Here is a 19,572-nt window from a genome sequence, read left to right as displayed (position 1 = left end):
GTTAGCGCTTCCCATCGTAAGAGACACCAACAGAGAATGATACCTGTGCAATAAAGGCTTCCAGCTGGGTTCGGCGCTCTTCCAGGGCGAAGACAGCAATATTGATCAAGTGTGCCTCGGTCTCTCCTATGGCGTCGGCTATTTTAGGCTGCAAGGTGTTTATTTTTCCGTTGACACGGCTTATTTTTCCATCAAATGTGCGGGCGTGAGTAACCGCATCCTGAGCCAGCGTTGTGAGTGCCTGGTGTCGTTGTGTCGCTTGTGTAATTGTATTGACAACCTCGTCAAGATCCAGCTTTGCCTTGCGCAGACGTGAGCTGAATTTGCTGTGAATGCCCCAGAGAATCTGCCGCTCCAGCAAGCTGAGTTGGCGGCGTTGTTGTTGGGCACTGGGGTTGCTGCGGGCACCCAGTTCCAGTGAGGCTTTTAGTTCAACTACCTTGGCCAGTTGTCGCTGCTCCTTGCTGCTGGCGAGCGCCATAGCATCCCGGTTGGCCTCAATTACGGCCAGTTGTGCCATGAACTGTGTACGGGTATCTTTGAGCTTCTGAGATGTTTTTGTAAACTGCTGCTGGCTAAACCCTTTGGCACGATTCAAGAGGTTATCTATCCAGTAGTGGTTTGTATCATCAAATGTCGCCAGATCGCGCCGCCATTCGGTAAGTTTGTTTTGCAGATAGCGGAGGTCACGGTAGTTTTTCAGCGCCTCTTGGTAATCGTGGCGTGCCAACATTTGGGTGAAGTAGTAACTTTCACTGCTTTTTGGCAGCGTGTAGACATCCCCGTTCCAGCCTTTTTCGCCCTCACTGATGTCGGTTAGAAGCTTGTCGAAAAAAGCACCTCTCTTGACAGATTTGATGGTGCTTTCAATGCTTTTAATCTCGCGGTTGAACGCCTGTAGGGCGAGATTGTAGAGATCAGCTGAGCGTGCGAAGCTTTCATTTTTTGCCAGCGTAAAAGGGACTGCAATCATCGCTTCTTGTACGTTTGGATCTGAGGTGTTGCGGGTGGTCAGCTCTGACCAGGCAACCAATGCAGGCTCATATTGATCGAGGGCATAGTGCGCCCAGCCCAGTCCAAGAAGCGCTTCATTGGACTCCACTCCAAAGAGGTGAACTTTCTCAAAATAGCTAATCGCCTTTTCAGGATCCTCCTCTTCGAGCAGCTGATAATAACCAAGATAGATATTCGCTCTGTCATGCAGATACTTCTCTTGCTCTGTACTGAACTCCATTTCGGAGACCTGTTGCAGTGCGGCCAGTGCCTCTTCCATCTCTTCATTTTGCACCAGGCTGACTGCACTATTGAAGCGCGCAAAAGGGACCGCGCCCGTATTGCCTTTTATCTGCCCAAGTACTTTGCTGGCGGGCGAAAACTCGCCCCTATCCATTAGCAATAGTGCCATGAATAGCTGTAAATCTTGCTCAAGCTCCCAAGGAAGAGCGCCACTAATTTGTGACAAGGCACTCTCAGCCATGGCGAAATAGCCACGCTGGTAGCGAATTTTTGCAATATAGAACCAGATGTGGTTGCTAATATCTTTGTTTACACCGCCTCGCTTCTGTAGCGTAACCATGTCGCTGGCTGCTTCACGGTGTAGCCCATATGAGAGGTTGAGCATGGTAAGTACCAGCTCGGCTTCTTTTTTTTGTAGTTTGACCCGACCCAGTTGCTGGTCGGCAGAGAGCTGGATAATGCCGCTGAAGTTTTGGTCCTGGTATAGGTGAAAGAGCGCATCTCCCAGAATAGGGTCTTCGACGTTTTTCCATTTCACCTCGGTACCAGCACTTAAAGTGCTGCAGTAACAGAGGCCAATGAAAGTCAGGCTGATAAATCGGTTAACAGTAGTCATAATAAAAACAGCCGACTAGCTCCACTGTTTCACGTTAATTGTCGGCTCTTTTGCTTGGCCAGATTTGCCGAGCTGTTTCCCGCTGATATTGAGCTCAATAAAGATTGGTTTATCACCCTTCTCGAACTCATGGGTATTGGTCAGTCGCGTCATGCGAGAGCCAACTTTACCCATGTAGGTGATGCTAAGGGTGTGTTTGCCGGTTTTTAAGTTACCTTTGTGTAGCTGGTGGACGGCGCCATTTGTCAGTGCATTCAACTCACTGACATCATACATGTAGTTGTTAACTACATTGCCATCCAGTTTAACGATGACGGTAATTAATTTATAGCTCTCATCAGTATCCATGGAGAGGTAGAGGCCATACTGGGTGCTGGCTGGGAAGAGCAGCTCCTCCTCCAGTATCGCAATCTCTTTGCCGAGTTCTACAGCGGAGCGTTTGAGATTTTGAATTCGATTATCCAGGCTTTTAAATTGCTCCTGGGTGTCAAGCGTCTCTTCGGCCCAGCAGAGGCTGACAGAGAGTGACAGAATTAAGGCGAAAATGAGTTGTTTATAATTCACGTTCAATATCCCTTGCTAGGGTTAAAAAGTTATGCGCAGCCCGATGTGGCCACTGTCATCCAGTTCAAACGAGAGGTTTTGATCTTCGATGTCAAATTTTCGGTAACCAATGTAGACATCAGCCTGGGGTAGTAGCGAGTACTCGATGGCGAACCCATATTCGCTTAGTCGATCACTGTCCATATAGCTGGTTATGCTGGGTGCGTGGTGGCCGTGAATAACAAAGTTGACTCGTTTCAGTTGCGGTGCGCGGTAGCTGATAATGCCGCCCAAGGCGAGCGCAAGGCCATCATGATTGGTTAGGTGAGAGTAGTAGGCCTGAAAGCCCACGCCAATCTGTAGGCCGGGTGTTTTGCTGCCCACTACATCGATCATGTGCAGGCCGGCACTCACCACACTGTCATTTTCGGTATTGTAAAATATACTGGTATTCATGAGGGTGCGCCCCTCTGAAAAGCCACCCACAAAAGAGCTGAGTGCAAAGCGTGCACTTTCATCGCTGAGTGCAACATCGACGGTGGCAGCCTGGGCATGCCCTGTGACAACAAAAAAAATTGCAGCAGTGAGTGCGCGCAGTTTCATAATGGTACCTATATGGTATAAAGAAAGCCCTACAGTTGATGTTACTCTCTTTAGGGAGGCGTTAAAAAGTTGTTATCTTGAATGCTGGCGCAGAATAAATCAAGTGCGGAGAGGCTGAATAATCAAAAGCCCAGTATCTAACTGGGCTTTTGTGATTAATTACTTAATCTTCGCTTCTTTGTAGGTGACATGACGACGAATGGTAGGGTCGTATTTGTTACATTCCATTTTTTCAGGATTGTTGCGCTTGTTTTTGGTCGTGGTGTAGAAGTGACCGGTACCGGCACTTGAAACCAAGCGTATTTTTTCACGTACAGACTTAGCCATGGTTTAGCTCCTTATACTTTAATGCCGCGTGAACGGATATCTTTTAGTACTGAGTCAATACCATTCTTGTCGATAATACGCATGCCTTTGGTTGAGGTGCGTAGACGAACCCAGCGGTTCTCACTGCTAACCCAAAAGCGATGCGTTTGCAGGTTTGGCAGAAAACGACGGCGGGTTTTGTTGTGGGCGTGAGAAACATTGTTCCCCGCCATAGGGCGCTTGCCTGTTACCTGGCATACACGTGACATTGTTGAGCCTCCGAAAAATCTTATAATCTGAATATCTGTTCGCCCAGACTGCGGGTCGAGGCGCGAATTTATACCATAGCGTTGTTGCAATGTACAGTTCGGGTGCAAGATAAATTATTTCTCCTGCCTCTAGCAAGATGCCGCTATAATTCCCGCCATCGATTAAACGATACCCTAAAGAAGCTCTGAATAAGTCATGAATTTTTATACTGGCTGAAATGGCCTAAATTGATCCAGACTTAAATCAGAGCCGCCCTAAATTAATTAAAAGTGAGGTTTTCCATGCGTCCCAGTGGCCGTAATCCCGACCAGATGCGCGAAGTTTGTCTGACCCGTCACTATACCAAACATGCTGAAGGTTCGGTGCTGGTAGAGTTTGGCGATACTAAAGTGATCTGTACGGCTTCTATTGAAGATCGTGTGCCGCGCTGGTTGAAAGGTAAGGGCAAGGGTTGGGTGACAGCGGAATATGGAATGTTGCCTCGCTCTACCGGCTCCCGCATGCAGCGCGAGGCTGCGCGTGGTGGCCAGGGCGGTCGCACCATGGAGATTCAGCGTTTAATTGCCCGTTCACTGCGTGCTGTGGTCGATTTAGAGGCGCTGGGCGAGCGTATTATTACGGTGGATTGCGATGTGATTCAGGCGGATGGCGGCACCCGTACAGCGTCCATTACGGGTGCTTATGTTGCGATGGTTGATGCGATTGATTACCTGATAAAAAACGGTAAGCTGAAAAAGTCGCCTATTCATGGACATGTGGCTTCGGTTTCGGTTGGTATTTTCGAGGGCGTGCCGGTGCTGGATTTGGATTACGACGAAGACTCCAATGCAGAAACCGATATGAATGTGGTAATGAATGAAGCGGGCGCTTTTATTGAGGTGCAGGGTACGGCAGAGGGGCACGCTTTTCGTAAGGATGAACTTGATGCGATGTTGACACTGGCGACGAGTGGAATTGAGCACTTAATTGTCAAGCAAGTCGATGCGCTGGGTAGCTGATTATGCGGCAGCGTATTGTGTTGGCAACAGGTAATCAGGGGAAGGTTTTCGAACTGAACGGAATGTTGGAGAGTGTCGGTATTAATGTGATCGCCCAAACTGAGCTTGCAGTGTCCGAAATAGTGGAGAATGGCCTCACCTTTGTGGAAAATGCCTTACTTAAGGCACGCAATGCCGCTAAATGCACCGGTTTGCCTGCTATTGCAGATGACTCTGGATTGGAGGTTGATGCACTAAAAGGGGCGCCGGGCATCTACTCGGCACGCTTTGCTGGCCCAGATGCGGGCGATGTGGATAACAATATGAAGTTACTGGCTGAGCTTGAGGGTGTTGCAGATGCACAGCGCAGCGCACGGTTTCAGTGTGTTCTGGTCTACTTGCGCCATGAGCATGATCCTGTGCCTCTGATCTGCCAAGGTAGCTGGGAGGGTTCGATTCTTCACACCCCACAAGGTGAAAACGGCTTTGGCTATGATCCTCTTTTTTACATAAAGGCGTCGGGGCGTAGTGCGGCTCAGTTATCTGCGGAACAGAAAAGCCGGCTCAGTCATCGTGGCCAGGCGCTACGCCAATTGGTTGATGTGCTAGAGTTGCAAGAGAAGCGCTGAGCGCGCCAGGATTGTTTTAGGTTGCTGGAAATTACTCTTATTTATCTCAGGCTATGCGGCCGAGCTAATCACTTTATTATTGGGTATCAGAATACAGAATGTTTAATTTTACCACCCTGCCCCCGCTCTCCCTCTATATACATATTCCTTGGTGTGTCAAAAAGTGCCCCTATTGTGATTTTAACTCACACGAAATGGGCGCGGGCCTATTACAAGGCGACTATATAGAGGCGCTGCTGAGCGATCTGGAACAAGAGCTGCCACGAATTTGGGGGCGTAAAGTGGTCTCAATCTTTATTGGTGGCGGTACGCCCAGTCTCTTCTCACCCGAGTCGTTGGATCTGCTGCTATCGGGAGTACGTGCACGGGTTAATCTGTTGGCTGATTGTGAGATCACCCTGGAGGCGAACCCTGGTACCGTTGAAGCGGGTAAATTTTCCGAGTTTCGCAGCGTGGGCATCAACCGGCTCTCCATTGGCATTCAAAGCTTCAATGATGATATGTTGCGTCGCCTGGGGCGCATTCATGGCCGCAGAGAGGCGATAGCGGCGGCTGAGCAGGCCCATGATGCAGGCTTTGAGTGCTTTAATTTCGATCTGATGTTTGGCTTGCCGGGGCAAAATATCAAAATAGCAGCGCAAGATATCGCAACTGCGATTGACCTGCAGCCCGCACACCTCTCATATTACCAACTGACCCTAGAGCCAAATACGCTATTTCATCACCAACCTCCAGTGCTGCCGGTAGATGATGCCGTCTGGGCGATGCAGCAGCAAGGCCAGCAGGCCCTAGCGCAAGGGGGCTTTGGTCAATATGAGGTGTCGGCTTATGCACAAAACGGTATGCAGTGCCGCCATAATAGTAACTACTGGCAGTTTGGCGATTACCTGGGTATTGGTGCAGGTGCCCACGCTAAAATATCTGATGCAAACCAGCAAAGCATCACTCGAAGTTGGAAGATAAAGCAACCCGCAATGTACCTGGGGGTTGCCAGCTCTCCTGCGGTACTGGGTGGTGAGCAGGTGCTTGGCCGGGCTGATGCAGGCTTAGAGTTTATGATGAACGCTCTGCGTCTTAAGGCTGGTTTTAATACAGAGCTGTTTGCACAGCACACCGGCTTGCCCATCACACAGGTTGAAGGGGCGCTCAAGCGACTGGAGCAAAAAGGGTTGATTGAATGGGGTCTAAATACAATTAAAACCACTGAGCACGGCTGGCGATATCTGGATAGTGTTGTTGGAGAGTTTCTCGAATAGGGAGCGGCAGAGAGAGGAGTGCGGAACAATTGAGGTACTTAAGGGTCTCTCTGCGGTACGTCATCGAAAATATTTTGGAGTAATCACTGATGAAAAGTAGGGTTTTTATAGCGATATCGCTACTGCTTGCGTTGCCACTACAGGCGGAGATAGCGCTGGATACTCAAGATAAAAAAATCAGCTACACGGTGGGGCAGCAGATTGGGCAGCAACTGCTTATGGAAAAAATACCGGTTGATCGTGAGGCACTGTTTAAGGGGATTGCTGATTTTCTCGACAGCAATGAACCGCAGCTGGGCTTCTCAATACAGCAGCAAACGGTGGCTGAGTTTAGGGAAAGAAAAGAGCGTTTGATAGAAGAGGAGCGTCGGAGAAACCTATTACAGGGGCAAGCTTATATGAAGGCCAACGCTACGAAACGTGGTGTTGAGATAACAGAGAGTGGCCTGCAGTACCGTATTATTACGCCTGGCTCGGGGCCGAGGCCGCATGCTAAAGATCGTATCAGCGTGCACTATGAAGGGCGGCTTATTGATGGCACTGTGTTTGACAACAGCTACTCGCGTGGTAATCCGCTGGTGATGCAGGTTGAACAAAACATGCCGGGCTGGCAAGAGGTGTTGCCCTTGATGTCTGCGGGTAGTAAGTGGCAGGTGACTATTCCGGCGCACCTTGCCTATGGAGAGGAGGGCTTTGATGAGCAAATCCCACCTAACGCGGTATTGGTTTTTGATATTGAGCTTTTTGAAGTGCTAGCTCAGTAGCGCACGGGGTGGTGGCCGGGCTGAGCCTCTCAGCCCGGCTTTCATCTATATTATTTTCAGGCGGTGTTTTTTCTGGCTCGACCACTGGCGATCAGTCCCAACAGACCCGCCATGAGCAACATTAACGGAGCGGGAACTGGAACAGCGCTTGCTGGAATGTCCAGTTGCAACCAGTCGTTGTTGCAGTTCGCAGTCCAGTGAATAGAGAAGCCATCATCCATAAGATTAGCGCCACCCAGTAGGTTAAGATCGATAACCGCAGAGATGAAGTAGTGTTCATCATTTGCCCAATTACCGTATCCGCTACCTATTGAGTCGTAGGAGAAGCTGGTGGCAGTACCGATAAGGCTACCTGAAGCGACACTGGTGGGGTGGCTGGTGTCAACCAGTGGGCTGTTGGCCCCTACATAGTTACCAGCACTATCCCAAATGCCATTATTCCAGCTGCTGACAGCGTATAAATCAGCCGCTAAGCCTATGCCTGCAGTGGCGGGATTGTCGCCCGTGGCACTGGAGGTGACCATGCCAAATTCATAGCTGCCGTTAGAGCCAATGTCGATTGCGATATCACCTGGCGCCCAGCCATCACCTGGGTTTTGCTCGCGGCCTGTCATGACACCGATATAGAGGTAATTGCTGTCCCATGTGGTGTAAATTGCTTCTGCATCATAGTCTTGCCCGCCATAGCCTGGATCTAGGAAATCGGCGTGTTGATCTTCCGTAATATAGTTAACGGCGCTATTGCCGCTGGAGAGATTTGAGCTATTAATTTGCCAATCACTAAAGTTGGTAATGGTTGCAGCGCTTGCTGAGCTGATAGCCAGCAGCGCAACACTGAAAGCAGACGCGACTAGCGGGTTAAGAAATTTTGATTGGTGCCCTATCATAATTTATATCCTATTAATTATTAAGTGATACATCGAGCTGCGATTACCGCAATTAAAAAGAGACATTGCAATGGGCGTGCCATTTGTTATTTAATTTATTTAACAGTGAGTTGTGCGGGATGGTTTGTTTTTACATTTTTATTTGTAAGGTTTTTCGACGGTATTTATGGGTTGGTTAGCCGTGCAAAGGCCACAAGTTGTGTAAGCTCCTTGGGGTACCCTGTATACTGTCTGCCACACTCACTAAATGAAAACAGCCCCATGCCTCAAAAACTTACACACTTCAATAATCAGGGCGATGCCCATATGGTGGATATCGGTGCCAAGGCGGTCACCCAGCGTATTGCTGTTGCCGAAGGGTCGATTATCATGCGGCCGAAAACCCTTGCCATGATTCAACAGCAAGGGCATAAAAAGGGTGATGTTTTAGCGATTGCTCGTATTGCCGGAATTATGGCTGCCAAAAAGACCCCTGAGTTGATCCCGCTGGCCCATCCCATTGCCCTGTGTGGGATTAAAGTAGAGTTTGAGGCACGAGGTGAGGGCGCAGTGCACTGTCTTGCTACTGTAAAATGTAGCGGCCAGACAGGGGTAGAAATTGAGGCCCTGAATACCGTGCAGGTGGCGCTGCTGACTATCTATGATATGTGTAAGTCTGTGGATAAAGGTATGGAGATTAGTGGGGTTAAGCTGCTCTCTAAAGCGGGCGGAAAGTCGGCTGACTGGTCGCGAGAGTGTGAAAATGCAGATTAATGTGAAGTATTTTGCCAGCATGCGCGAGCGTATGGGCTGTGCTGAGCAGCAAGTTCAGGTGAGTGAGTCATTACTGACGGTAGAGGGGTTGTGGGGAGTCTATCTTGCGAATGAACCGTTGCCAGCTAATACCTTGGTAGCGGTAAATATGGCGTATTGTGACTTGGCAACACGGCTGGCTGAAGGTGATGAAGTCGCTTTTTTCCCACCAGTAACCGGTGGTTAATATGTCGGTTGTTATTAAACCCCACTGCTTTGACCCCTATGCAGCTCTGGTTGAATATCAAAAGGGGCTGCGTGCCGGTAGCTATGGCGCGGTGGTGAGTTTTGTGGGGGTGATGCGGGATTTCAATGATGGGGGTGAAGTCTCAACCATGACCCTTGAATATTACCCCGGCATGACCGAAAAGCAGATCGAATGCAGCTGCCAGAAGGCGTTGGAGCAATATTCGGTGGATGATGCTCTGGTGATTCACCGGGTGGGTGAGATCACCCCCGATGAGCCGATTGTGCTGGTGGCGGTCTGGTCGGCCCATCGCAGCGCCGCGTTTGATGGTTGCCGTAGCATTATCAATGATCTAAAACAGTACGCACCCTTTTGGAAAAGTGAGCAGGGTGAGCAAGGTACGCGCTGGGTGACAACCAACACGCCTGATATCATAAAAGAGGGCGCTTAACCTCTTTATTGCGACTACTCACTATTTTTTACAGTAACCATTTAATTCGACATAGGCTTTGCCCTTACTGTCACCGTTACTGCTGGCTACGCTGCTGGCACCCTCCCAGTATTTAGGGCCAACCCAGAAGTGGTGCTCAGCCTGAAGTTCTTGGTCTTTTACCAGTGGCTCAATAATCCACTCCTCACTACCAATCTTGACTCGCCAGCCGCTTGGATAGGTACAGCCGGTGCTGGGGCTTGTCCAGTGGTCGAGAATAGTCATTGTAAACTCGTCCGGCCCTAGGTTTCGGGTTTTGCCCTTCGCATCGGTAACCGATGCATAGCTTTCGACTCTATTTTGTTGACCGTTGATGTCGTAGAGCATGATCTGCCGGCTGTCATCCAGCTCAATAGCAAACCACTGCCACCCTTGTTCGATTGCCTGGTAGAGCTCGCCATATTGACGATCAAACCAGCTACTGCCCGTGACTTTGTAGGATTTACCTTTGATTGTAATGGTGCCGGTTGTTTTCATCGATTCCCGTGAGTAGTAATAGGTAAAGCCGCCAAAACGATAGGGGTGGGGCCCGCCGCCGTAGTGGATCACCGGCTCTTTGTCGGCTTTCAGCTGCAAATCCAGCACATAATCCCCCACCTCGCTATGCAGGGTGTCGTTACCACCACCACCCATGGCGGTTACTTTGTTGTCCCCTCCAGAGCTGAGGTTGAATGCGTTGGGGACTCTTTTAGGTAGCGAAAGGGTTCTGACATGCTCCTCAAAGTGGAAACTATTATTATTTATGTCGGTGACTGCCGCTTGAATTAATTGATCTTTGAAGATGAAAAAGCTGTCGAAAGTGAAAAAGACCACCTCAAAGCCGAATGTCATTCCCTCTTCACTCTCAAGGTGGCCGGTCCAATACCACCACTGCACATTTTCATCAGGTAAAAAGGCATCATCGTGGGGAAGCTGCACTGGGCCGATAAGTCCCTTTGTTGGGGTGAATGCCATATAGAGCACCAACAGCAGCATAAGCAGCCAGGGAACCCAACACCGGGTGATTTTCTTCAGCATTGCGGTATGTTCCTTATTTATTGCTTGCCCTTTGGGTCGCTGGATTGAGCTGCCAGCTGTTTTAGTGTGAGATCGAACAGCGGGTTGGTATTAAGCAGTTCCAACGGGTAGCGGCTGGAATGTTTTTTCTTGAGTGAAATGGCGTGGCCGTGACTGCGCAATGCGCGTAAAACATCGCTTACCATAACCTCATCGAAAGGGCGTGCGGGTAGTAAGTGCTCACCCTCATCATTGCTGCACTCAGCAATGATGCCGGACTGCTGTAGTGCGGATAGCAGTGCCGATACCAGCGGTATCGGTACTCCCAGTTCATAGCTAATGGATTCGCTGCAATAGGCGGGGAGTTGGAGATAATGGCGCTGACTGATCAACTGTATAATCAACAAGCCGAGTTGTTCGCGGTCCTGGATGCTTATGGTGGCAATGTTTGCTTGCTCTGCTTGAGCTACTGGGTGTTGAAGGTGGAAAGCGATTGAGCTTCCCACCAGTAAAATCAGCCAGCTAAGGTAGATCCAGATAATAAAGAGGATCAGCGCGGCAAAGGTGGAGTATATTGCGGCATGCGAGGCAGAATTTGCCACAAACGAGGCAAATAGCCAGCCACAGCTTTGCCACAACAGGGCCGCTATTAACCCACCGAATAGTGCCGACTTAACCTCTACCCGGGTATTTGGAATAAACAGGTAGATCAGTGTAAATGCAGCACTAATCAGTAGAAAGGGGAGTAGTAGCTGGAGATGCTGCACTAGCCAGCCAATGCCGGGTTGATTGATCAGCTGTTGCATCAAGGTGGTGCTAAGCATTGAAGCGGTTATGCCCAAGGCACTAAAGAGCAGTACCGGCCCAACAATAATCACACTTAAATAGTGGCTGAAGCGTTGGATAAAGGGGCGTTGCTTAGTGATGTGCCAAGTATGATTGAACGCCTGCTCGGTCTTTTTCATCAATGAAATAACGGTGAAGATCAGCAGTGCCAATCCAAGTGACCCGAGCGCCATGGCTCGGGTGTTATTAACAAATTCGATGATGCGACTGCTGATTAGCTCCCCTTGTGGGCCCAGCGGTGCCAGCAGGTTAATCAGCAGTGGCTCCAGCTGGTTATGTACGCCAAAGCCTTTGAGTAGTGAAAAACTCACAGCCAGTAGAGGTACCAGTGACAGCAGCGTGGTATAAACCAAGCTCATGGCGCGCAGATTTAACAGCCCACTGTGAAGCTCATTTATTACCTGGTAGGCGACGCGGAGTGCTCGAATCACACCCGCTTTGGCAGTGGGTAGCGGCTCAATTTCTGGTTGCCAAAGCCATGCTAGGAAACGCTTGTAATGTTTGTCGCTCCACATTCGCAATCTACTCTCTTAGCTACCCACCCTTTGAGTCTGTGTGACACATGCTGTAATTGCAAGGCTACGGCAGAGCTCATTGTGTGTGGCACCCCTCTGTTTGGTGTGTGGGGTGGGGTGAGCTGTTCAGGATTTTTTCGGAATGGACGCTACAGAAGGGTGTTATTTTCCATGTTTGGATAGGCGCAGTAGCGCCGTTTGCAGCGCTGGGTTGTTGACGCTCTCTGCGAAGCTGTGTAGTAGCTTCCCCGTTGCCGCAGACATCACAGCGGGCTGTGGTTTTATTTTGCGTGTTAGGTGGTGGGATGGGTCGGCCTTAAATTCGACTCGGCTGATTGCCAAACCCTGGCGGGTTAAGAGTTGCCGGATGATGGGAGCCAGATACCTTACTTTTCCAAGCCAGCTCGATGAGTCAACCACGATAGTTGCAACGCCATTTTGAATGTTGGCAAGTGCGATGTGACTGGCAATGGGTTCGCTCAGCGATTGGCGCAGCAGCTTGCTTTGCTGGTGCAAATAGTCAGCGTAGCCAAGGAGTGGTTGCAGAGAGGTACCCCCTTGTTTATTGAGAATTTTGGTTGCTAACTTGGGGCGGATCGATTTTCTCATTTGTATGCTGTTGTTGCCTCTTAGGGGTGAACACAGTTAAAATCATGGCAGAATTTTAGTCAAAAAATATGAAGTAGCTACTTATGGATATCATTTTACTAACAAAAGGCTTAAGACAGAAGGGTTCATTGAGTCTGCGTCGATGGCATGTGGTGAGCTTGGGGTTGCTGGCCTTCTTGATGGTGCCGCTCGTAGCACTCTATGGTGGGTATTTGCTGGGGCAGGGGGAGAGCGTTTCGACACTTCACCCCATTCAGCTTGAGTGGCAACAGGGCCAACAACAGCAGCAGTTGGCGCTGGCTGAGGAAAAGCAAAAGGCACAAGAGAATCTCAATGTGTTGGCAATAAAAGTAGGCCAACTGCAAGCGCACATCATGCGAATTGATGCGCTGGGTGAGCGCTTGACGGAGATGGCAAAGATTGACGGAGATGAATTTGATTTCTCAGTTGCTCCCGCTCAGGGTGGCCCAGAACGGGGTGCAATGATGCGTGACACTACAGTGGATGACTTTATTCGCTCTCTAGACGCGTTATCCCTGAAGCTGGAGCATAGAAGCCAGCAGATGAATGTACTGGAAGGTTTGCTGATGAGTCGTAGCCTCCAGGGCGAGGTCTCGCCCCAGGGTCGCCCTGTTATCAAGGGGTGGCTTTCATCTCATTTCGGTGAGCGCACTGATCCCTTTACAGGCAAGCTGGCGCAGCATAATGGCGTTGATTTTGCAGGGAGAGAGGGGAGTCATGTGATCTCGGTGGCGGCGGGTGTGGTTACGGCTGCGGAAAAACGCTACGGTTACGGTAATTTGGTCGAAGTTAACCACGGCAATGGTTACGTGACCCGCTACGGACATAACAAATCGTTGCAGGTCAGTGTGGGTCAGGTTGTTAAAAAGGGTGAGGTGTTGGCACTTATGGGTTCAACCGGGCGTTCAACTGGCCCCCATGTCCATTTTGAGGTGCTGCAAAACGGTAATCCTGTTGATCCTGCCAAGTATATTTACACTGCACGCAAATAGTCTCTGACAACCCCCCTTTTTTTTGCTCTAATATGTTCCCATCCTCTAGTGGCGGTTAATGGTTTTATTCAATGATTGGTAAAATACTCAATAAAGTTTTCGGTAGTCGCAATGATCGCGTACTGAAACAGTTAAAAAAACGTGTCGAGCAGATAAATGCGCTGGAATCCAAAGTTGGTGATTTAAGCGATGATGAGCTAGGCCAGAAGAGTGTCGAGTTTAGATCTCGCCTGGAGCAGGGGGAGACGCCTGAGCAAATCTTGCCGGAAGCCTTCGCTGTGGTGCGTGAATCCAGCAAGCGTGTCTTCAAAATGCGCCACTTTGATGTGCAGTTGATCGGTGGCATTGTACTCAATGAGGGTAAGATATCGGAGATGCGTACCGGAGAGGGTAAGACCCTGATGGCAACGCTTCCCGTCTACCTCAATGCACTGACAGGCAAAGGCGTTCACATCGTTACCGTGAATGACTACTTGGCCAAGCGAGATGCTGAGTGGATGGGACGCTTGTACACCTTTCTGGGGTTGAGCACCGGTGTAATCTATTCGGGACAAAGTGCTGAAGAGAAACGAGCTGCCTACCAGGCCGATATCACCTACGGCACCAATAATGAGTATGGCTTTGATTACCTGCGCGACAACATGGCGTTCTCTATCGAGAATAAAGTGCAGCGTGGTTTGGGTTTTGCCGTAGTCGATGAGGTGGACTCAATCCTCATCGATGAGGCACGTACTCCCTTGATTATCTCTGGCCCGGTTGAGGGAAGCCCGGATATCTACGTTAAAATCAACAGCCTTATTCCATCACTGGTGAAACAGGAGATGGAGGAGCCTGAAGATGAGGCGGATATCAAAGATTTCACGGTTGATGAAAAAAGCCGTCAGATTTTTCTGACAGAGCTGGGCCACCAAAAAGCGGAAGATCTTTTGGCCGAAGCCGGAATTTTACCCGAGGGTGAAAGCCTCTATGATGTTGGAAACATCGGGCTGGTTCATCAGCTGAATGCCTGCCTGCGCGCACACTACCTCTATCAGCGTAATGTGCATTACATTGTGCGTGACAATGAGGCCATTATTGTAGATGAATTTACCGGGCGAACCATGTCTGGCCGCCGCTGGTCTGAAGGGTTGCATCAGGCGATTGAGGCGAAAGAGGGGTTGCCTATTCAGGCAGAGAATCAAACGCTGGCATCGATCACCTTTCAGAACTACTTCCGTCTTTATAGCAAACTCTCTGGTATGACCGGTACTGCAGATACCGAGGCGTTTGAACTTCAGGATATCTACGGCTTGGAAGTGGTTGTTATTCCAACCAATCGCACCATACGGCGTACTGATCATGGTGATGTGGTCTTTTTATCAAAAGAAGAGAAATACCAAGCGGCGGTTGAAGAGATTAAAAAATGCCAATCTGCTGGTCAGCCAGTGCTGGTTGGTAGCTCGTCGATAGAGGCTTCAGAGACACTGGACGCACTGTTGAGCAAGGCGGGAATTAAGCATGAAGTATTGAATGCTAAGCAACATGCCCGTGAAGCACAGATCATTGCTGAGGCAGGTCGCCCGGGTGCAGTAACCATCGCAACACATATGGCAGGTCGCGGTACCGATATTGTGTTGGGCGGTAATTTTGAAGTAGAGATGCAGATGCGGGGTGATGATATTACTGATCAGCAACGTGAAGAGCTCTACCAGGATTGGCAGCAACGCCACGATGCGGTTATTGCCAGTGGTGGCTTGCACGTTATAGGCACAGAGCGGAATGAATCCCGCCGTGTTGATAATCAGTTGCGCGGTCGCTCAGGGCGGCAGGGTGATCCTGGCTCCAGTCGTTTTTATATCTCCATGGAAGATGATTTGATGCGTATTTTTGCATCAGACCGTATAGCCAACATGATGCAAAAGCTGGGGATGAAGGAGGGTGAGTCTATTGAGCATCCCTGGGTCTCCCGTGCCATTGAAAACTCTCAGCGCAAGGTGGAAGGCCATAACTTTGATATTCGCAAGCAGCTGCTTGAGTATGATGATGTGGCCAATGATCAGCGTAAGGTTATCTACGAACAGCGCGATGAACTAATGGCGGCAGAGGATATCTCTGAGACAATTTTCGAGATGCGTGTCTCGGTTATAAATGATGTTATCAGTCGCTTTATTCCGCCGCAAAGCCTTGAAGAGCAGTGGGATGTCCCCGCTCTGGAGGAGGTGTTTAAGGAAGAGTACGCAACTGAGCTGGCGATTCAAGACTGGCTGGCAGAGGATGATGATCTACATGAGGAGCCGCTACGCGAGAAAATTGTCGATGAGATGACCACAATTTACGCTCACAAAGAGGAGCAGGCGGGAAGTGATGTGATGCGTCGCTTCGAAAAAGAGGTGATGCTGAATGTGTTGGATCACCTTTGGAAGGAGCACCTGGCGGCAATGGACTATCTTCGCCAAGGTATCGGGTTGCGTAGCTATGCGGCGAAAAATCCGAAACAAGAGTATAAGCGTGAGGCGTTTGCACTCTTTAGCTCACTGCTGGAGAATATTCAGCTGGATGTTATCAAGGTACTCAGTCGCGTTAAGTTCTTATCGAATGAGGATGTGGAGCGGGTTGAACAAGAGCGCAGGCAGCGTGATGAGGTCGAGTATAAGCACGACCAGGTAACGGCGATGCAGAGCCAGGCAGAAGAGGCCGGTTCTGCTGCTTTTGCCAAGCCAGAAAAGCGCGTTGAAGAGGCTCAGCCCTATGTGCGCGAAGGCCAAAAAGTGGGTCGAAATGACCCTTGCCCCTGTGGTTCAGGGAAAAAATATAAACGTTGCCATGGTGAGCTGAATTAGTCGGCTAAGCAACGCAACGGTAGGGTCTTCAGGTTTTACTTACAGTTTAGGTGTATCCGCTACATCTGTGAGCGAATATGTTTTTAGGTACTTTAAAAGGCGTGTTTTATCCTGAGTTGTGAGTTGTGGTTGCATCTTTTGATGATCTTTATCCAGCGCTCGCTCGATTAAGGTGAGTAGGCGCTCCCATTGATAATTATAGTGCAGCTCAGGTGCGACCGGTTCATGACAGCTGCCGCAGCGTGTCTGATAAAATGAAAATTCATCTGAGAGGGTGGAAGGCGGTGGCGGCCTGAAGCTGCACGCCGTAACCATCGTGGCCATTATTGCAAGTGTAACTACCCTTTTCATCTATCACTCCTCCAGGGAATACTCCCCGCTGTATCGGCTGCGTAACGACTCAGCGTATTGATCTTTTGCCTCATCTCTTGGTTATTTTCGTACTCAATTCGGTCACATACCTCCATATGCGCCCTCTTTTCGTGCGAAAATGCCTCGATTTTAGGAAAAAATCTAAACACGCTGAATAGTGACTCGGCTATTTTATTTTGTATTTTTCTAGGCGGTAATCGAGGGTGTGCCGGCTAATCCCCAATAGCCGTGCTGCCTGGCTCTTGTTGCCTTGTGTTCGGGCGAGTGCCTGCTCAATTAATTGACGCTCCAGTTCGGCCAAATTAACCCCTTCAGGGGGTAGCTCCCAGCTGCTTGATTGCGTGTTACTGCTGAGATCGGCTTGTAGCGTCTCGGAGTTTAGCTCTTTGTTTGCGTAGAGCAGCACCCAGCGTTCACAGAGGTTTTTCAGTTGGCGTACATTACCTGGCCAGCCAAAGTTTTCAATCAGTTTGGCACCTGCGGGGGTGAATGATGCGGGCTGCCGGTTGTGGCTGGCGGCAGACTGTTCGAGAAACATATTGGCCAGCGGCATAATGTCTTCTCTGCGTTCGCGCAGGGCGGGCAGATGCAAGGTGATAACGCTGAGGCGGTAGTAGAGATCCTCCCTGAATGACCCCTCCTTCATCATCGCGTGCAGATCTTTGTGGGTTGCGGCAATAACCCGTACATCGACATGGCGTGGGGCATCGGCTCCAATGGCTTGAATCTCTCCCTCCTGTAGAAAACGCAGCAGTTTCACTTGTGCACTGAGAGGCAGGTCACCAATTTCATCAAGCAGTAGCGTGCCATTATCAGCCGCCGCAATGCGCCCATCCCGCGCTTGGCTTGCGCCGGTAAAAGCCCCTTTGGTATGCCCAAACAGCTCTGCCTCCACCAGTTGTTCGGGTAGTGCGCCACAATTAACCACTATCCAAGCACTGCCTGCACGATGTGAATGGCGGTGAATGCTTTGTGCAAGATGCTCTTTGCCGGTGCCGGTCTCCCCGTTGATCAAGACATTGGCATCTGTATCGGCAATGCTGTGTGCCTGTTGATAGACCAGTTGCATTTTATCAGAGCGACTCTGTAGCTCTCCGTCCTGAGTCGCCTGGAGTGCTTTCCGCAGGCGCTTGTTCTCCCCTTTTAGTTTGGCGACCTGAATGCCGCGCTCCAGAATGGAGAGTACCTCCTCCTCCTTGAATGGTTTTACCAAAAAATCAAAAGCGCCGGTTTTCATAATATCAACAGCGGCTTCTACGCTGGCGTAGGCCGTCATGACAATAACCGTGGCAAAGGGGTCAATTTCGAGTACCGATTGCAGCAGTGCATGGCCATCTTGTATTGGCATTCGCAGGTCGGTGAGTAGCAGGTCAGGCTGTTGCTCTTGGTAGATTTTAAACGCTTCGGCACCATGGCACGCTTGTAGGACCTGGTAGCCCGCATCTTCCAACTGAAAGGCCAGTACCTCACGAATGCCGGGATCATCATCTGCAATAAGAATAAGGGGTGCTGACATGTTATGCCTTTGGGATGGTTAATATGAAGCGGGTTACCCCATCGTTGCTCTGGCAGACGAGTGTACCATTATGTGACTCGACAATTCTCGCACCAATTGCCAAGCCAAGGCCCGTGCCTTCAGCGCGGGTGGTGAAAAAGGGTTCGAAGATATGCCTTCGGTCATCTTCACTAATGGCAGGCCCATGGTTGCTGATGATAAGGTGCCAATTATTTTCATCCAGTGATGAGTTCATGCTAACTGTGGTGTGCGGATCCGAGAACTGTAAGGCGTTGAGAACTAGATTGAGTATGACCCGTTGTAGTTGATCTCGATCACCGTGAATTTTTGTATTGGCTGAGTGCGCCTGGGTAAACTTGAGTGAGAGACCTTGGCTTTTGGCCTGTGGCTTGGCGGTCTCCAACACATCATTGCATAAATCGAGGGGGTTGATGGGTTCGAGAGAGGCCTTGGGTGGGCGGGCATATTGCAGTACATGCTGGGTAATATCATCCAGGCGAGTAATCTCTTTCTCGAGCCGGCTAAGCAGAGTGGTGGCTCTTTCCGGGTTGCTGGAAATGCTGCGTTTAAGCAGGTCAACCGCACCCTGCATACTGGTAAGGGGGTTGCGTACTTCATGGGCAATGCCGGCTGCCATCTGCCCGAGTGCAGCAAGTTGTTCGGCGCGCCGGGCGCGCTCATAGCTTAGAGTTAGCTCTTGTAGGGCTTGGTCACGCTGTTGTGCTGTGCGGCGGTGACGTTCCAACTCATCTTTGATTCGATCACTCAGCCAGCCGGTTGTGAGGCCAACCACCACCAGCAGCACCATATCACTGACGACGGGGATGCTGAACATATACTCTGTATGCAGGTGTGGCAGCAGGTAGTGGGGGTAGAGTACGGCGGCTACGATGGCCACCAGGGTTCCGCCCAGTACGCCGGAGATAAAGCCGGCAAGAATAACCGGAATGAAGAACAGCTTTTGGGTGACCACCATCAGCAGTGACATGTCAGGAATCTGCATGCTGTTATGCGCAATGGCGATGCTGGTCAGTAGAAGTATGATGATACCCCACTGCACTTTTGGTGAAAAATCAAAAAAAAGGTAAGTGAGTGAATGGAGATGTTTTCTCATATTGCTCGCTTCTGGCATGGATAAGAGTTCTCCATTCAGTGTATCATTTGTTGTTGTTGAAGGAGACGCTGATCAAGCCACGGCTGCTTTATGCTGAGCATAAAATATTCATGACCTGTTCAGGGTTAGGAGGCTGTCGGACTGAGGTGATCGTAGCGAGGGAAAGCCATTTTGAGTCCATTTTTTTGATTGTTTGAGGCGAGTGTTGGGCATATT

Annotated in this window: 21 protein-coding genes; 9 read left to right on the top strand and 12 right to left on the bottom strand. The window is 49.9% G+C overall.

Annotation, left to right across the window (positions count from 1 at the left end; genetic code table 11):
* Window position 1: 1 nt before the first annotated feature.
* The 5 genes from L3J94_05295 to rpmB form a co-directional block, all read right to left on the bottom strand.
* A complete protein-coding gene (locus L3J94_05295) occupies window positions 2-1,774 on the bottom strand; it encodes a hypothetical protein (protein ID MCF6218168.1) in 1,773 nt (590 codons plus the stop codon).
* A gap of 93 nt (window positions 1,775-1,867) precedes the next feature.
* On the bottom strand, window positions 1,868-2,416 hold the full coding sequence (locus L3J94_05290) for an AraC family transcriptional regulator (protein ID MCF6218167.1): 549 nt from the start codon (window positions 2,414-2,416) through the stop codon (window positions 1,868-1,870).
* A 21-nt stretch (window positions 2,417-2,437) separates the two neighbouring features.
* Window positions 2,438-2,998, bottom strand: a complete 561-nt coding sequence (locus L3J94_05285) for a YfaZ family protein (GenBank protein MCF6218166.1) — start codon at window positions 2,996-2,998, stop codon at window positions 2,438-2,440.
* Between the two features lie 159 nt (window positions 2,999-3,157).
* Window positions 3,158-3,325, bottom strand: a complete 168-nt coding sequence (gene rpmG, locus L3J94_05280) for a 50S ribosomal protein L33 (protein MCF6218165.1) — start codon at window positions 3,323-3,325, stop codon at window positions 3,158-3,160.
* Between the two features lie 11 nt (window positions 3,326-3,336).
* Window positions 3,337-3,573: a 50S ribosomal protein L28 gene (gene rpmB / locus L3J94_05275; GenBank protein ID MCF6218164.1), complete on the bottom strand. Its 237-nt coding sequence runs from the start codon at window positions 3,571-3,573 to the stop codon at window positions 3,337-3,339.
* Window positions 3,574-3,855: 282 nt separating this feature from the next.
* Here rpmB and rph point away from each other — a divergent pair, with 282 nt between their 5' ends.
* The 4 genes from rph to L3J94_05255 all read left to right on the top strand — a co-directional run bounded on the left by rph (window position 3,856) and on the right by L3J94_05255 (window position 7,200).
* Window positions 3,856-4,572, top strand: coding sequence for a ribonuclease PH (rph, locus tag L3J94_05270; protein ID MCF6218163.1), 717 nt, complete (start codon window positions 3,856-3,858; stop codon window positions 4,570-4,572).
* A 2-nt stretch (window positions 4,573-4,574) separates the two neighbouring features.
* On the top strand, window positions 4,575-5,180 hold the full coding sequence (gene rdgB, locus L3J94_05265) for an RdgB/HAM1 family non-canonical purine NTP pyrophosphatase (protein ID MCF6218162.1): 606 nt from the start codon (window positions 4,575-4,577) through the stop codon (window positions 5,178-5,180).
* A gap of 98 nt (window positions 5,181-5,278) precedes the next feature.
* The gene (gene hemW / locus L3J94_05260; GenBank protein ID MCF6218161.1) at window positions 5,279-6,436 is read left to right on the top strand and encodes a radical SAM family heme chaperone HemW; all 1,158 of its coding nucleotides are present in this window, start codon (window positions 5,279-5,281) and stop codon (window positions 6,434-6,436) included.
* Window positions 6,437-6,525: 89 nt separating this feature from the next.
* Window positions 6,526-7,200 (top strand): FKBP-type peptidyl-prolyl cis-trans isomerase, encoded by a 675-nt coding sequence (locus tag L3J94_05255; GenBank protein ID MCF6218160.1) that lies wholly within the window; start codon window positions 6,526-6,528, stop codon window positions 7,198-7,200.
* A 56-nt stretch (window positions 7,201-7,256) separates the two neighbouring features.
* Here the strand turns inward: L3J94_05255 and L3J94_05250 are convergent, their stop codons facing one another.
* A complete protein-coding gene (locus L3J94_05250) occupies window positions 7,257-8,087 on the bottom strand; it encodes a hypothetical protein (GenBank protein ID MCF6218159.1) in 831 nt (276 codons plus the stop codon).
* 261 nt (window positions 8,088-8,348) lie between these two features.
* On the opposite strand from L3J94_05250, the gene moaC reads away from it, so the two are divergent.
* Genes moaC through L3J94_05235 form a run of 3 tightly spaced genes read left to right on the top strand, consistent with a single transcriptional unit; the run spans window position 8,349 to window position 9,517 of the window.
* On the top strand, window positions 8,349-8,840 hold the full coding sequence (gene moaC, locus L3J94_05245) for a cyclic pyranopterin monophosphate synthase MoaC (GenBank protein MCF6218158.1): 492 nt from the start codon (window positions 8,349-8,351) through the stop codon (window positions 8,838-8,840).
* Complete coding sequence (locus L3J94_05240) at window positions 8,830-9,066, top strand: MoaD/ThiS family protein (GenBank protein MCF6218157.1); 237 nt, start codon at window positions 8,830-8,832, stop codon at window positions 9,064-9,066. The genes moaC and L3J94_05240 overlap by 11 nt, the downstream gene beginning before the upstream one ends.
* Window position 9,067: 1 nt before the next feature.
* Complete coding sequence (locus L3J94_05235; GenBank protein MCF6218156.1) at window positions 9,068-9,517, top strand: molybdenum cofactor biosynthesis protein MoaE; 450 nt, start codon at window positions 9,068-9,070, stop codon at window positions 9,515-9,517.
* 21 nt (window positions 9,518-9,538) lie between these two features.
* Here the strand turns inward: L3J94_05235 and L3J94_05230 are convergent, their stop codons facing one another.
* The 3 genes from L3J94_05230 to L3J94_05220 form a co-directional block, all read right to left on the bottom strand.
* Window positions 9,539-10,573, bottom strand: coding sequence for a carotenoid 1,2-hydratase (locus tag L3J94_05230; GenBank protein MCF6218155.1), 1,035 nt, complete (start codon window positions 10,571-10,573; stop codon window positions 9,539-9,541).
* A 17-nt stretch (window positions 10,574-10,590) separates the two neighbouring features.
* Window positions 10,591-11,913: a YihY/virulence factor BrkB family protein gene (locus L3J94_05225; GenBank protein MCF6218154.1), complete on the bottom strand. Its 1,323-nt coding sequence runs from the start codon at window positions 11,911-11,913 to the stop codon at window positions 10,591-10,593.
* A gap of 162 nt (window positions 11,914-12,075) precedes the next feature.
* Window positions 12,076-12,522, bottom strand: coding sequence for a DUF721 domain-containing protein (locus tag L3J94_05220; GenBank protein MCF6218153.1), 447 nt, complete (start codon window positions 12,520-12,522; stop codon window positions 12,076-12,078).
* Between the two features lie 83 nt (window positions 12,523-12,605).
* On the opposite strand from L3J94_05220, the gene L3J94_05215 reads away from it, so the two are divergent.
* Window positions 12,606-13,535 carry a M23 family metallopeptidase gene (locus L3J94_05215; protein ID MCF6218152.1) on the top strand — a complete coding sequence of 310 codons (930 nt, stop codon included), beginning with the start codon at window positions 12,606-12,608 and terminating at the stop codon, window positions 13,533-13,535.
* Window positions 13,536-13,606: 71 nt separating this feature from the next.
* Window positions 13,607-16,354 carry a preprotein translocase subunit SecA gene (gene secA, locus L3J94_05210; GenBank protein ID MCF6218151.1) on the top strand — a complete coding sequence of 916 codons (2,748 nt, stop codon included), beginning with the start codon at window positions 13,607-13,609 and terminating at the stop codon, window positions 16,352-16,354.
* A 39-nt stretch (window positions 16,355-16,393) separates the two neighbouring features.
* On the opposite strand, the gene L3J94_05205 is transcribed toward secA, so the two are convergent.
* The 3 genes from L3J94_05205 to L3J94_05195 all read right to left on the bottom strand — a co-directional run bounded on the left by L3J94_05205 (window position 16,394) and on the right by L3J94_05195 (window position 19,356).
* On the bottom strand, window positions 16,394-16,705 hold the full coding sequence (locus tag L3J94_05205; protein MCF6218150.1) for a hypothetical protein: 312 nt from the start codon (window positions 16,703-16,705) through the stop codon (window positions 16,394-16,396).
* Window positions 16,706-16,892: 187 nt separating this feature from the next.
* Window positions 16,893-18,242: a sigma-54 dependent transcriptional regulator gene (locus L3J94_05200; protein MCF6218149.1), complete on the bottom strand. Its 1,350-nt coding sequence runs from the start codon at window positions 18,240-18,242 to the stop codon at window positions 16,893-16,895.
* Window position 18,243: 1 nt separating this feature from the next.
* Window positions 18,244-19,356: an ATP-binding protein gene (locus tag L3J94_05195; GenBank protein ID MCF6218148.1), complete on the bottom strand. Its 1,113-nt coding sequence runs from the start codon at window positions 19,354-19,356 to the stop codon at window positions 18,244-18,246.
* Between the last annotated feature and the right edge of the window lie 216 nt (window positions 19,357-19,572).

The sequence above is a fragment of the Gammaproteobacteria bacterium genome (assembly GCA_021647245.1).
In the GTDB taxonomy this organism is placed as follows: Bacteria; Pseudomonadota; Gammaproteobacteria; order RBG-16-57-12; family RBG-16-57-12; genus JAFLJP01.
This window is presented reverse-complemented; position numbering and strand designations above follow the sequence as displayed.